9 protein-coding genes are annotated in these 13,964 nt (G+C 54.8%); 4 read left to right on the forward strand and 5 right to left on the reverse strand.

All coding sequences use genetic code 11. The annotated features are described in order from the left end of the window. The first annotated feature begins 43 nt into the window (after positions 1 to 43). Positions 44 to 1,663: an RHS repeat domain-containing protein gene (locus O5O45_RS08205; protein WP_305904731.1), complete on the forward strand. Its 1,620-nt coding sequence runs from the start codon at positions 44 to 46 to the stop codon at positions 1,661 to 1,663. Positions 1,664 to 1,972: 309 nt separating this feature from the next. Beyond that, positions 1,973 to 3,022 carry an AraC family transcriptional regulator gene (locus O5O45_RS08210; RefSeq protein ID WP_305904732.1) on the forward strand — a complete coding sequence of 350 codons (1,050 nt, stop codon included), beginning with the start codon at positions 1,973 to 1,975 and terminating at the stop codon, positions 3,020 to 3,022. Between the two features lie 118 nt (positions 3,023 to 3,140). On the opposite strand, the gene O5O45_RS08215 is transcribed toward O5O45_RS08210, so the two are convergent. Further along, the gene (locus O5O45_RS08215) at positions 3,141 to 4,340 is read right to left on the reverse strand and encodes an SO2930 family diheme c-type cytochrome (protein WP_305904733.1); all 1,200 of its coding nucleotides are present in this window, start codon (positions 4,338 to 4,340) and stop codon (positions 3,141 to 3,143) included. A gap of 44 nt (positions 4,341 to 4,384) precedes the next feature. Continuing rightward, the gene (locus tag O5O45_RS08220) at positions 4,385 to 5,857 is read right to left on the reverse strand and encodes a parallel beta-helix domain-containing protein (RefSeq protein WP_305904734.1); all 1,473 of its coding nucleotides are present in this window, start codon (positions 5,855 to 5,857) and stop codon (positions 4,385 to 4,387) included. A 411-nt stretch (positions 5,858 to 6,268) separates the two neighbouring features. Here O5O45_RS08220 and O5O45_RS08225 point away from each other — a divergent pair, with 411 nt between their 5' ends. Further along, a complete protein-coding gene (locus O5O45_RS08225; RefSeq protein WP_305904735.1) occupies positions 6,269 to 8,494 on the forward strand; it encodes a tetratricopeptide repeat protein in 2,226 nt (741 codons plus the stop codon). Positions 8,495 to 8,519: 25 nt separating this feature from the next. On the opposite strand, the gene O5O45_RS08230 is transcribed toward O5O45_RS08225, so the two are convergent. Next, a complete protein-coding gene (locus O5O45_RS08230; RefSeq protein ID WP_305904736.1) occupies positions 8,520 to 9,155 on the reverse strand; it encodes a Spy/CpxP family protein refolding chaperone in 636 nt (211 codons plus the stop codon). A 269-nt stretch (positions 9,156 to 9,424) separates the two neighbouring features. Here O5O45_RS08230 and O5O45_RS08235 point away from each other — a divergent pair, with 269 nt between their 5' ends. Continuing rightward, positions 9,425 to 12,166, forward strand: coding sequence for a sensor domain-containing protein (locus tag O5O45_RS08235; protein WP_305904737.1), 2,742 nt, complete (start codon positions 9,425 to 9,427; stop codon positions 12,164 to 12,166). Between the two features lie 26 nt (positions 12,167 to 12,192). Here O5O45_RS08235 and O5O45_RS08240 read toward each other — a convergent pair whose 3' ends face one another. Beyond that, a complete protein-coding gene (locus tag O5O45_RS08240; protein ID WP_305904738.1) occupies positions 12,193 to 12,762 on the reverse strand; it encodes a hypothetical protein in 570 nt (189 codons plus the stop codon). A 132-nt stretch (positions 12,763 to 12,894) separates the two neighbouring features. After that, on the reverse strand, positions 12,895 to 13,785 hold the full coding sequence (locus O5O45_RS08245) for a LysR substrate-binding domain-containing protein (protein WP_011397657.1): 891 nt from the start codon (positions 13,783 to 13,785) through the stop codon (positions 12,895 to 12,897). Positions 13,786 to 13,964: the final 179 nt, after the last annotated feature.

Here is a 13,964-nt window from a genome sequence, read left to right on the forward strand (position 1 = left end):
TCCGTCCCTGAGCCTTTGACAAGGTGTAGTTTAAGGAAAATATATGATTGCTAAAGTAGATAATAAGTCACTGAAGAATGTGTCTCTACTGCAAAAGTCCGCATTGGCCGCCATGACTGCGTTTTCATTCAGCGCGCTGGCTGATCCCGCCATCCATGATATTGATGTGACGCCGAAAGTTTATCCTCCATACTATACGTCCACCGGGCTTGGTATTACCAAAGGCGATACGATTCAGGAAGCATTGAATATCTGGTGGGAGCTTTATTCTCGCCACTATAAAGTAAAACCTTATGGCAAGCTGAACTGTGTTTACTTATTAAAATCTAAGGCGAGCGGCAATATTGTCGCCAACGCCAAATTGGCCTTGGATTGCCATGGCGGCGTCAATATATATGGTACGCCTGCCTGCCCAAGTGGTTATGTCGAACTGGGTTCAATGTGTAAAGCGGACGGCGTGATACTAGATAAGAATCGCCCCAACAGTTGCCCGACAGTGGCTGACTCAGTCAGTCTGGGCGTTGGTGAAACATTCTTGCGAGAAGCGGACTATCTGGATGCCGATAACTCCTTGCTGTTTTTCTCCCGTATGTACTCAAGCCAGGCCTACGCGGATATCAACACCGTGTCAGGATGGCGTCACGCATACTCCAGACGGGTCAATTATCGGGATGTTAACAAGGTAAAGATCGCAGAAGTCGTTTCAGACGAGGGGCAAGCGTATTCATTCACTCAGGATGGCGATAATTGGGTGAGCGATCCTGATGTCAATGTTAGCTTGCGTCTTTTCAAGGGCGACTCCGGGCTAAACATGTGGGAAGTGAAGCGAGATGGTCTGGTTGAGATTTATGACAATACTGGAAGACTTTTGTCCGTTAGCAATGCTACCGGGGAAGAGATAACGCTGTCTTATTATCCTAAAACCGATCTCGTGCAGGAAATCGCCGCTACAAACGGGAAGAAACTGCAACTCTTCTATCAAGGCGCTTTGTTGAGTTCCTTAGTTGCTCCCAATGGACAAGAGTTTGTATACGAGTTTGACGCAAAAATTAACTTTGTGACGGTTTCTCGTAAGGACAATGCTGAAGCGCCTCCTGTGCTTTTGAAACGTTACCACTATGAAAACGCCAAATACTCTCATCACATTACAGGCGTAACTGACGGCTCTGACAGGTCGATAGCAACATGGACGTATGACGAGCAGGGAAGAACGAAATCCGCTGTGTCTGGAGATGGCTCGGATAGCTATACCATTGTATATAACGAAGACGATTCCGTCACTGTCACCCGTGATCAGGACAAGCAAACCACATACTTCTTTGAAACTATTTATGGCGTTCGCAAAGTAGTTCGAGTGGATGGCGACGCGTCCAGCAGTTGCGCTGCCTCTGAAGCGCTTTACACCTATGACGTAAATGGATATCTGGATACGGTGACGGACAAGAACGGTCTTATCACCGACTACGACCACATCGATCGTGGGCTTGAAGTCAAACGCGTTGAGGCGAAAGGGATGCCGTATGAGCGCGTTATTCTGACCGAGTGGCATCCAACTTTCCGTTTACCCACGAAAATCACTGAGCCAGAGAAAGTGACTGAGTTCGTCTACGATGACGAGGGTAAATTAATCAGTAAAACTGAACGTCCCGTAGACAGCAAATAGCCAGTCTGTTAATCAGGTCTTAAACCTCTTGATACTGCCGCCCCACGAAGGGGCGGCTTACTCTCCAGCTTCTGTAGCGTCATCGATTGATTTGACCCAGGTCGCAATTCTCCCACCCTCCGCTAAAAAGCTTTGCCTGGATTCATGGCCTGGGTGCATGATCTCTTCTGAATAACGTTCAGTTAACTGTTTTTATCGGCCTGCGTCTGGCCGGTTATAACCTGCAGTATTGCGGACATTCAGTATTCAGCCGCCGCGATAGGTTTTTAAAAGCTATCGAAAACAACAATGGAAGGGGGCAGGGATACTGTGAATGCAATATCTAAGGAGTTGGAGCAGGGATTTTTCACGCAGTCGGTGATCGGCGACCAGCCTTATCCCAGTTATGAGTTACGTAATATCCTGGCGTGCCTGGAGGAATGGGGGGACGTCGAGTTCGTGGAATCTGTTTTGAAGCAGGTGGGACTGGATTGGGAGCGCTTATGGGAAGAGCCTTCCATGCCCACTCATACATTGCTGCAAACGCTGGATTTGGTGCGCGGGCGATACGCCACGCCTGGTTTGGGATGCGCCATCGGGCAGTCCTATACGTTGGCCAGTCTGGGAGAAATCGGCGTACAGGTGGCGACTTGCCGAACACTGGGCGAAGCTCTGGTGATGGTGGAGCGCAACTATGATCAGCTCGGCGTAGTAATGGATAAATCACTGACCTTGCAGGGCGACCAGGTGGTGGTGCGGCATTACAACGTCAGCGGTCTGGATCACGAGACCCTCGATTTTCTGATGGAGATTTGTATCGCCGCTTTCTTCACGGTCGCCAGAGAGGTGGCGGGGTTCGATTTCCCCTTGCGCTATGTGTCTTTTACACGAGAACCGCCGACGGACCAAAAAGTATATCGTCTGGTGTTCGGCGATCATTTGCGTTTTTCGCAATCCTTCATCGAATGGGCGTTTGACGTGCGCTTGCTGGAGGAGCCGGTGCGGGTGCGTTTACCCGACACAACGCCGATGCAGGAGCAGCCGACCTATCTGCAGTTCACCGCCTGGGATGAAACCAGTCTGGTGCAGCGCATCAGCGACATGCTTTACGCCAGTCGCGGCTTTCCTGAACTGCCGGAAATCGCCGGACGACTGAATATGAGTCCACGCACGTTGAGGCGTCGGCTGGCGGCGGCGGGGATCAATTATCAGCGACTGCTCAATCGAATAAGGTGCCAGCAGGCGATTGCGCTGTTACAGGAAGAAGAACTGGCGGTGGACGATATCGCAGACAGGCTGGGGTTTACGGAGGTCGCCAACTTTCGGCATGCGTTCAAGAAATGGCTGGGACTGCCCCCGGGGGCAGTCCGTTCGGTTTAGCGTCTAGGGTGTCGCAAAAACTGGTTTAGCGACTGATTTTATAAAATTTTTTGTCGTTTGCCGCGCATGTGCAGCCTGTTGTCAGTTTGTAACCTGAATTATCGACGCACGCAAGGGGTTAATCTACGCAGTCGTTGGTCGCCATCCGCGCGATCCACTCATATATCAGCGCCTGTCCTTCCTGATGCACAAGCTGCCGGCCGATTTCCGGCATCTTGTCGCCAGGCTGGTCGGTCGCCATTCTGAAGTTGATGATGGAGGCGTCCGGCGATCCCGGCTCAATGTCGTAACTCAATGCGCCGCCGCCGTAAGCCACGGGCTGTTTACAAACGCCGTGCTGACTTTGGTAGTCCGCGAAGCTGCGCCAGAACTCCAGGCTGAGACCGGTGTTCGACGCGCCGCCTTCAGGACGGTGGCAATGCGCGCAGTTAATGTCCAGATAGCCTTTCGCCAGGCGATGAATCTGATCGTCGGAATAGCCCGCCAGATTGGAGGCGTCGGCGTCGCTATAGCTGGGGACGCTGTCTATGCTGGAAAGATCATCCGGCAGGCCGGAAAGAATGCCTTTCTGTTTCCAATAGGCGAGCTGGTTGGCGGCGCCGTCGGCGTAAGTGTAAATCCAGTTAAGCTGACGCGCTTTGGGGCCCAGCGGAACAAAGCGGGAGCCGGACTCCGTCTTGAACTGATGGCATTGCTTGCACTTATTAGTGTCGGGAACCTGATAAGTGAAGTTATGCTGCACCCCGTTATGCACCACCGTTGCAGCGTAATTTCCCCCAGCCACGCTCAGTTCCGCGTCTTCTTTGTTGACGTCCCAGATGTAGGGCAGGGCCACCCAGCCGCTGGCGCGACGGATCAATAGACGGGTTTCCAGTAGCCGCTCATTTTCCAGACCGCGGTTGGCCGTATCCGCCGGTAGCGCGAAAGTTTTGGTTATGACAGTTCCTTCGGGGAAATCAATGACTTCCTGTTCGCTGTATTGGGCTTGTTTACCTTCAGGAACATACACTACGCGGTATTTGCTCGCATAATCCGTAAACAGGGGGCTGGCGAGATCATATATAACGCCCGAACCGCCTGTGGTTTGCGTGGGGTCCGCGCCGCTGAACAGACGATAGCTAGACAAGTAGCGGCAATTGGTGGAAGCCAGCGCGCTCCAGTTCACCCCATCGCCGCTTTCGCCGCATACTCCCGCTTCCTTGGCGGTGGTTCCGCCGCCATCGGCGGACCCGTCTCCACCGCTGCTGCAGCCGGCGATCACTCCGGCCATTATCCACAGCACGCCGCCACAAATAGCGGCTTTTTTATTGTTTTGCATAAGCGCCTCAACTCATTACTGATGTGTCTAGCCTTGGTGTCTCATCACAGGCTGCAAGCCGCATGGGCGTCATCCAGGCCGCATCCGTATACCTTGCCGGCGACCGTGGCGGTGGCGGCGGGCAGTCGGTCCAGGTCGCAGACCAGCAGACTGGCTCCGACTCCTGTGGTGGCGTCTGGCTCGCCGTCGGCGGGGTTTGCGTCAGTAAAGGTGGTTGGGTCCGGGTTATAGAGGAAACCCTTGGTAGCGTCGCCATTGTTGAAAACGCAGATGTTCTCCGATCCGTCCGCAGCGAACGGATCTTCTGAAAACGGCGCGCCATAGCCTGCGCGGGCCAGTAGTTCCCCGAAGCCGTCATACAACACGCTGGGCAGGGTGGTCTCCCCAATGGCCTGAAATGCGGGGAGCACACCCTGTATTAAATCGCCTCGCGGGTTGGCGCCAGAGTCGCTGATGCTGTTGTCGTGAATGGAGATATTGCGAGGAACGGAGCGCCAGCCATCGTTCATGATGCCGTCCATGACATATTGCGCCATCTCTGTCTGACTGGCGGCGATGAAGAATGAGGAGACGGTGACGGACGTGGTGTCGTGATTGCTGATAGCGTTGTTATAAACCTCCACATCAGCCGTGGACAGCACGATCACGCCAGTGCCGGGAGGCACGATATGCACGCCGGCGGGATTGCTGCTGGCGTTGGCGAAGTTGTCGGTATTGTTATCGCGAATGATGTTATTGAACACACGTACGGTGGAGCCGTATTTGTGGTTGCCGATGGGAAGATCGAACACCAGGATGCCGCCGGTGTTGCCTTCCGCCACATTGTTGTAAACGTCCGCGTTGTGGGAGTTTTCAATCTCAATTCCCGCCACGTTTTCTTTGGCGATATTGCGACGCACTACGATATTGCTGGACTGTCCGACATAAACGCCGGCGTCCGCCGAACCGCGCACATAGGAGTCTTCGATCAGGATGTTGGAGCATTCCACGGGGTACAGGCCGTAGGCGCCGTTGTCCGAGTTTAATTCTCCTTTCCACTCGGTGCGGGTGTACTGCAGGCGAATGCCGTCGGAGTCCTTCAGTTTGATGCCGTTGTTGGCGGCCTCCTCCACGGCAAGGTTGCGGACAGTAATGTCCTTCATATTCTGAATGAATATGCCGTCGCCGCCCAGAGAGCCGGAAAAGTCCAGAATGGTCTTATCCATGCCGTACCCGGCGATGGTGATATTCTGCAATGATGCGCCGTCGCCGTCGGGATCGCCGTCCAGGGTCAGGGTGTCGGTGATTTGCAGACGCCCCTCTGGCAGCACCAGATAATCGCCGGACTGCGCGGTGATGAAAGCGGTCTTGATTGCAATGGTGATGTCGCCGTCGGCGCTGATGAATTTTGCGTTGTCGGGGAAGTTAGCGCCGCTGGAGCTGTCGCCGCCAGTGGTGTCGCTACTGCATCCGGTCAACGCTGCGATAGAAAGACAAAGAGCCGGCGCAAGGCCGGCGGGGATGAAATTGGGTTGCATAGTGTCCCTCGCATTCTTTTTATTATTGGGCGGTCAAAATAAGGGGATAAATTGTCCGCTTTTGGGTGTTCTCTGTTATGCCGTAAAAGCGGGGAGGGTCACAATGTGCAAAGTGGCCAGCGGTAATTTTATTCTGATTAATGCTGGCGTAGAATCGACGTCTGGGAAGGCGAAGACGGGAGAACGGCTGTAACCGTCTGTAAAAAGTTATTTTTTCTTAACAATGTGAGAAAAATACCAGTTTTGGGAGAAAAGTCTTATAGCATATCCGCTGGCGATGGCGGAGATTAAGGCGACAGGCTCCCGGAGGAAATACGCTTTCGAGCGCTATTGGAATTCTCCATAATGCCGTAGCCCCCGATTTTCAGGACACAGGACAACACCTAACAAGGACTTGATGGGCAGAGAAGGATGATCAGACGCCAGATTCACCCCCTTAGACCCTTTAAAATCGGAGACTGGTGGGTCGACCCGGAAGCCAACAAACTGGCTGACCAGGATTGTGAAATCTCTCTTACCCCTAAAGCGATGGCGGCTCTACTGGCGTTGGTGGAAGCGCAGGGCCGGGCGCTTGGGGAGACGCAACTGCAGGAAAAAATCTGGCCGTCGTCCGCTCAGCCGGACGCATCCGTCGATCAGATTGTTTCTCAATTACGCAAGGCGTTCGGAGATAATGGCAGGCCGCGTCGTTACATAGAACGAGACGGCTCCACTTATCGTATCGTGGCGCAAATGTCGCAGCCCGATGTGGACGGCCTGTGTCCCCATACAGGCCCCCAAGGTCGCCGGCGCGGTTTGTGTAAATGGGGGATCAGTGTCGGCGCGCTCGCCTTGATGTTCGCATTGGGGTTCGGCGTCTTTTACCCCAAGCCTCATGCCCCCAGCCAGGTTATTGTTTACCCGATTCAATTGGTGGACGCCTCCCATCATCGCGATAGCGCGTATCTGGCCACCAGCGTTACGGACGCCATTCGTTCGCGATTGGTTACTTTGCGCGGCGCGCGGGTGGTCTTCAGCGAGACGGCGCCCTGGTCCCGTCCTGATCGGGGCAGCGCGGTCAGCGGCAGTCTGCAGGTCACCGGTTCCAGCTTGAGGCTGATTCTCAATATCACCGATCTGGCGGGCAGAGACTCCCAGTGGAGCGGTCTCATCGAAGGCGACGCCAGTAAGCTGTATGCATTTCATCAGGAGCTGACGGAGGCGTTGCTGTCCCAGCTCAATGTGCCTGATGACGAATTTAGTGACCGCCGCGAGCCGGATCCGGAAGCATACGATTATTACCTGCAAGGGCGTCACTATTGGTCTCAGCGCGACGTGCTTTCGCTGCAGCGGGCTTTGCAGAATTTCTCTCAGGCGATCAGTCTCGACGGCCAGTTTGCGCCGGCCTATGTTGCGCTGTGCGATAGCTACCACTTCCTGAGCGTCTATTCGGATCTGCCCGCCAGTACGGTGTCAGAGAAGTGCGCGCCTCTGCTGGACCGGGCGTTCGCCCTCGACCCAGGCATGCCACAGGCCTATGCGTCACGCGCGTTGCAGTTCTCCGAGCAGGGCAGGGAGGGTGAGGCGGAAGGCTTCTACAAAAAAGCTATGGACATGGCGCCGAATTACACACCGGCCTATCTCTGGTACGGCCAGTTGCTGCGTTCCCAAGGGCGTTTTATTCAGTCTTTGGCTATGTACGAACGGGCGTTGGAACTGGAGCCTTTCTCCGGCGGCATCAATCGGGGGAAAGCCTATACTTTGCTGCGCATGGGACGCCTGGAGCAGGCGCGGGACACCTATCAGCGCGCTTTGGCTCTGGAGCCGGATTATTTGTACCGTCCACTGGACCAGCTGGAGTTTCTGCCGATCACGGTGGATACGGCGACGGACTACTTCAATTGGTCGCGCATGTATCCGCATGTGATCGGGCGGCAACCCAATAATAAAGTGACCGAAGCGATTTTGTGGATGGCTCTCGGAGATATGAAGAAAGCGCAGGAATTACTGATTCAGGTGCCGCCAGGCATGCGCACCGGCGCCAGCTATCTCTATGCGCGTGGCCTGCAGTACTCTATCAACCGTGACTATGAGGCGGCGTTATCTGTATTTCAGCAACGGCGCAGTCAGCAACCTGGGAATCGCTCTTACACGCTGCCGGTGGCCGCCACGCTGATCAAGCTGGGGCGGAACGAAGAAGCGCTGGAGGAGCTGGATCGTTACTATCCCAAGCTTGGCAATAATAAGACGTCCATTGACTCTGAGAACCGCTTTCCCTATCTGATCGCCTGTTATTTACGGCATATCATCGGGCAGAAGTCGCCGCAATATCTGCATGATGAACTCAAGCAGTCCGTGTCCTATAAAATTGTCGAAGCCATGGATATACCGGAATGGTTTGTATACGAAAACCCCGCCAAGCTGTTTGAAATATTACGAGCGCAATTGATGTCGGGCTGGCTGCCGGACTACAACCAGTTTCTGTGGGCGCCGGAGCAGTGGCCGGAGTGGAGTTCCTTTACGCGGGATCAACAGGAAGAGGTGACCAGCCTGCTACGTCGCAATCGTCAGTCGGTGCTGCGGGAAAGCGGGCGTGAGGATAAGCTTAACGCGTCCCTGGACAAGCGGAGCGTCAAAGAAGCGGCGGCGTTGAACTGAGCCGCCGCCTTGACGCAGAAAGACGTTATCGCGATCCCCAGTCATAATCCTGAATCTGATGTAGACGCTCCCGTTGCTCTTCGGTGAGCGCCTCTTGCATTTTCCTGCGCGCCTGCAAACGAATTTCCAGCATCTTGAGATGGGCGTCCGCCATGGCGCGATGAGCTTCCAGAATGGCTTTATCATTCATTTCGTCTTTGTTGAGCAGGTTCTGCATGGCGGCGTGTTGTTTGTACATTTCCTGAAAATGAGCCCATTGCTGCTCGCCCAGCTGTTTTTGAATTTCTTCTATTTGGTTTCGCTGCTTATCCTCCAACCCCAGCAGCCCCGCCATTCTAGGCGAACTTAAATCCATCATGCCGCCCATCATAAAGCCATCGCCCATCATGTATCCGTGACCAAACATACGACCGGATCCCATCATGGAATGGCGACCATAGCCGCCCCAGTTGGAGGCGCTCCAGTCGTCTCCGTTGTACATGCCGCCGCTTCCCATCATGCGCCGGCCCCGCATCATGCCCGGACCGCCTGCGCCGCAGTCATCACAATCGCTATCGACAGCGTTTGAACCGAAGAAGCCGTGTCCTGAAGCAGAGGTAGCCACGCAGAGCATCAAGGTGAAGAAAAGGGCGTTAAGGGGCGCGAGGACAAGTTTAATCATGGCGACGTATCCTTTTAGGTTGCGGGTAAGTAGTACCCCTGAACTACTGGCGAATCATGGAGTCCCTGGGGATTTCTTTAGATAGTCTGGTCAAAATTACGTCAATTGCCATGGCTTCCGCATAAATTTTTGCTTGGTTTGACAGTCATCAATTCAATTGCCTTTTATTCCGTCCCACTAAGGCAAAATTGCGGTCTTGTGCTAGTTTCCTTTATAAAAACAACAAGCCGCCACAGGCGGACATGCGAAACCAGGGAAGACGCCATAGCGTGCGCTTGATACATCTCAAAAGTCATATTCGTTCCTACCTCCGGCGTTTACTCGTCTTTTCGTTGCTGGGCGCTGGCCTCCTCTCCACTGTCTTCTTATGGGCGGACTACCAGCTGATGGAGACCTTGCCCCCTGCGCAAAAAGCGGAATTGTCTCTGCAAAGCGCCATGTTATATCTCCTGATCGCCTGCGTCGTTCTGGTCGGCGGTGTGGTCGCCTGGCTGCTTACTGCCAATGAGGCCCGCAATGAGGCCCTGCGCGAGAGTCGCAACAATCTGGATAAAGCGCAGCAAATCGCCCGGCTGGGCAATTGGCTTTGGGATATAAAGCGCAATGAAGTGTATTGGTCGGATCAGGTTTACCGCAATCTGGGGTTGTCGCTGCATGACAACAAAGCCTCCTATGAAAAGTTTCTGGAATGCGTGCATCCGGATGACAGGGCGCGCGTCGTCAAGCTGGTGGACGAGGCATTGGAGAACAAGCAGATATACGCCATCGAGCACCGCGTCATCTGGCCCGATGGCGAGGAGCGCATTATGTGCGGGGCGGGCGAGGTGCTCTTTGATGCGCAGGGAAACCCTGTGGAAATGCACGGCACTATCCAGGACATCACTGAACGCAAGCTGGATGAAAACCGCAAGAACGAATATGCGCACCTGATTTATGACCTATACAACAATGCGCCTTGCGGCTATCACTCGCTGGATCCCCAGGGAGTAATCGTGGATATCAACGAAACGGCGCTGCGCTGGCTGGGATATTCGCGCAGCGAACTGGTTGGCAAAGTGATGTTCTGCGATCTGCTGTCTGAAGACTGCGTGCAATTGTGCTGGGACAAGCTGGGGCAACTGAAGAAAGGCGGCACGCTGAGCAATCTGGAGCTTAATGTTCGCTGCAAAGACGGCCGGTTGTTCTGTGTTTTGCTGAGCAGCACGGCGTTGCGAAGCGAAGACGGCGAATTTCGCGGTAGTCGCTGCATATTGGTGGATTACACTGAGCGACGTCGTCACGAGAAGGAGCTGCAGCAGGCGGCGGTGGTGTTCGACGCCATCCGCGAAGCGGTCATTATTACCGACGACGCCCGCAATATCGTGGCGGTGAACAACGCCTTCACCGAGATCACCGGTTACACCCTGGATGATGTCTACGGACGTAACCCCCGCCTGCAACAATCCGGTCGCCACGACAAAACTTTCTATCAATCCCTGTGGCGCTCCATCACGGAGCACGGCCATTGGCAGGGGGAGATTGAGAATAAACGGCGCAATGGCGAGATTTACCCCGCCTGGCAGAACATCAATGTGGTCTACGATAGAAACGGCAAAATCGCCAACTATGTGTCGGTGTTCTCTGATATCAGCGTGATCAAAGAGAAAGAGAAGCAGCTACGCCACCTCGCTAACCATGATTCGCTGACCGGGTTGCCCAATCGACTGCTGTTCTTCAATAGCCTTGAGATTTCTCTGGAGCGGGCCAAGCGTCGGCGTATGGAAGTGGCGTTGATGTTTATCGACCTGGATCGCTTCAAAATCATCAACGACACCATGGGGCATGAGGCTGGCGATATCCTGCTGAAAACTGTGGCGCGACGCTTGTCGGAAGCGGTGCGGGGCGAAGACATGGTGGCGCGCCTGGGAGGAGATGAGTTCACTATCAGTCTGGAGGAGCTGTCCAATACCGAGGACGCCGCCGCCATGGCCGGCAAGCTGATAGAGACTATTCGTCAGCCCATTCACATCGGCGGTCATGAAATTGTCTGCTCCGCCAGCATCGGCATCGCCATTTTCCCCCATGACGCCGAAAGCGCGCAGAATCTGGCGCGGGCGGCGGATGCGGCCATGTACCGGGCCAAGGAATTGCACCGCAATACTTTCGAGTTCTACACCAGCGAACTGACGGAAAGGGCGATAGAGCACCTGACTCTGAGCAGCGAAATGCGGCAAGCCCTGGAGCGCAATGAATTTGAACTTTACTACCAGCCGCAATTCAATCTGGCCAGCGGCAAACTGGTGGGGGCGGAGACGCTGCTGCGCTGGCGGCACCCCACGCGGGGACTGATAACCCCATACTGTTTCATCAATATTGCGGAGGACAGCGCTCTGATTGATCCCATCGGCGGATGGGTGATCAATCAACTATGCCGGGATGTGGCCGGCTGGCTGAAAGAGGGGCTGAAGTTGCCTCGCATCGCCTTTAACGTCTCAGGCAAACAGCTGGAGCATTACGATGTCAAAGGGCGTATCGAACATGCGTTGCAACGCTGGGGTCTGGAGCCGTCCGATCTCGATCTGGAGCTGGAAGTGACGGAAGGCGCTCTGCAGCACGAGGAGCGTAGTGTGGAGGTGCTAAGGAAGGTGCGATCGCTGGGGTTGAGCGTGGCCATTGATGATTTTGGCACAGGGTACTCTTCTCTTAGCAGGCTCAAGCGCATGCCGATAGATACGCTTAAAATCGACCGTATGTTTATTCGCGATTTACCGGACGACCCCAATAATCAAGCTCTAGCCAGCGGTATTATTCTGCTGGGCCGGGCGCTGGGTCTTAAAGTAGTGGCGGAAGGCGTGGAGAATGTGGAGCAGCTACGCTTTCTGCAGGAGCGGGATTGCGATGAGGCGCAGGGCTTTTTGCTCAGCAAGCCTCTGCCCAAAGCAGCGTTTGTAAAGCTGTTGAAAGGAGAGGGGCTGCCTGTTATTCCGCCGGCGTCGCTGACCGTCGTCAGGAAACCGGCGGCGTCGGATTAGCGGACTTTACTGCTCCGCTTTCATAGTCAATAGATACAGCCCCCGTCAGGGCCGCAGGTGACGCTGATTCCATGGCTGGGGTCAGACGAAATGAAACCAGAGGTGGTTCCGTCGCTGATCACCGAGCCGCCACGACCGTTATGACCCAAACCGCGATTGCCGCCGCCACGGTTGCTGAACATCGGCGCCAGATTAAATAGCGCCGGACCGCCTTCATAACCGCCGACGCCAGCGGCGTTGAGCCAGTAACGTCCGGGAATCGCCTGGCCGAAATAATTTCTCAGCGCCACGGCTTCGCTGGGATGAATCTCTCGACCATTGATAAAGATCCCGGAGCCGCCGCCGGAGATATCCGCGGGCAGGGGAGCGGAGACAGGGAGTCCGGGGTAAGTGACGCCGACAGTTGGGCCGCCTTCAAAACCCCAGGCGCCGGTGTGCGCGTCGTACCAGTATTGGCCCGGTTGCAGACGAATCCCTTGCTGCGCGAAGTAGTTGGCCACTTGCGCGTCGAGGGGCGCGCGATTCACGATCACCCCCTCCGCCATCGCTGTGACTGAAATCAGTAGTGTCAGAAGAATCGTGCATGAACGAAACATCGTCGTCCTCCCGCCATTGCTACAAATAACTTGATTGCAAAGCTTTCGCCAATTAAGCGCCTATGAGGGGGCGTTAAAAACAAGTAGCGCGTTTTTTGATCAAATTCCGTCAATAAATTTTCATGAATTGACTTAGCCTGCGCGCAGTCCATCCAGGCTCAAGCCATCGCCCGCCACCGGCGCAGTGCGGGAGATAAATTGCACAAAACCGGCCACGGCGGGGGAAGTCTGCTCCCGATTATATAAAAGACGCATTTGCACGCCTGGCAAGGCAGGCAGATAGTCGCTGCTCTCCACTACTCGCAACCCTTCAGGCACGATGCTTTTACCCAATACCGTGACGCCCAATCCCGCCAACACGCCAGCGCGGATGCCGCTGAAGCTGGCGCAGGTATAAACAATGCGCCAGGGGATGCTCATGGAGTCCAGGGCTTCAATTATGCGGTGGCGGTAAACGCAGCCCCGCGGCGCGACGATCAGCGGCACCGGATGGCGGGTATGGCAGGTGTGATGAATGCTGGTGGCCCACACCAGATCCTCCATCCAGCCTTCTTCCGGAGAGATGGTGCGTAAACTGGTGTGCAGGGCGAACACAAGATCCAACTCTTTGGAGCGATAACGCTCCACCAGATTGGAGCTGAGGTCGCAGGTGACCTCCAGCGTGACATTGGGATGCGCCTGGGAGAACTTGCCCAGCACCTCTGGCAACGAACTGGCGAACTCATTGGGAATGCCCAGGCGCAAGCAACCGGCCAGCTCCGGTTGCGACAGCTTGATCATGGCTTCTTTATTAAGAGCAAGAATGTCGCGGGCGTATTGCAACAGAATCAAGCCTTCCGGAGTGGGGGCCAATGCCTTGTTGTTACGCAGCAGCAGGGTGGCGCCGACTAATTCTTCCAGTCGCCGGATCTGCAGGCTGATCGCCGGCTGCGAGCGTCCCAACGCGTCGCCGGCCTGAGTAAAACCGCCATAATCCGCTACGGCGACAAAGGTTTGCAGGAGATCGGTGGGGAGATAATTCACAGCGTTACCATAAATATTTTAAATAAATGCATTTTAACTATTAATTTCACAAATCAATAGCCCGGAGTTATGGTTCAGTTATATAAAAACGATATCGCTGTAGCCCTGTTTCGGCGGCGTCTCTCTTTGTCGATACGTCCTGGGGCGGGCTCAGAAGGATAATTTATTCCAACCGGTTC

The sequence above is a fragment of the Hahella sp. HNIBRBA332 genome, from assembly GCF_030719035.1.
Lineage (GTDB): Bacteria > Pseudomonadota > Gammaproteobacteria > Pseudomonadales > Oleiphilaceae > Hahella.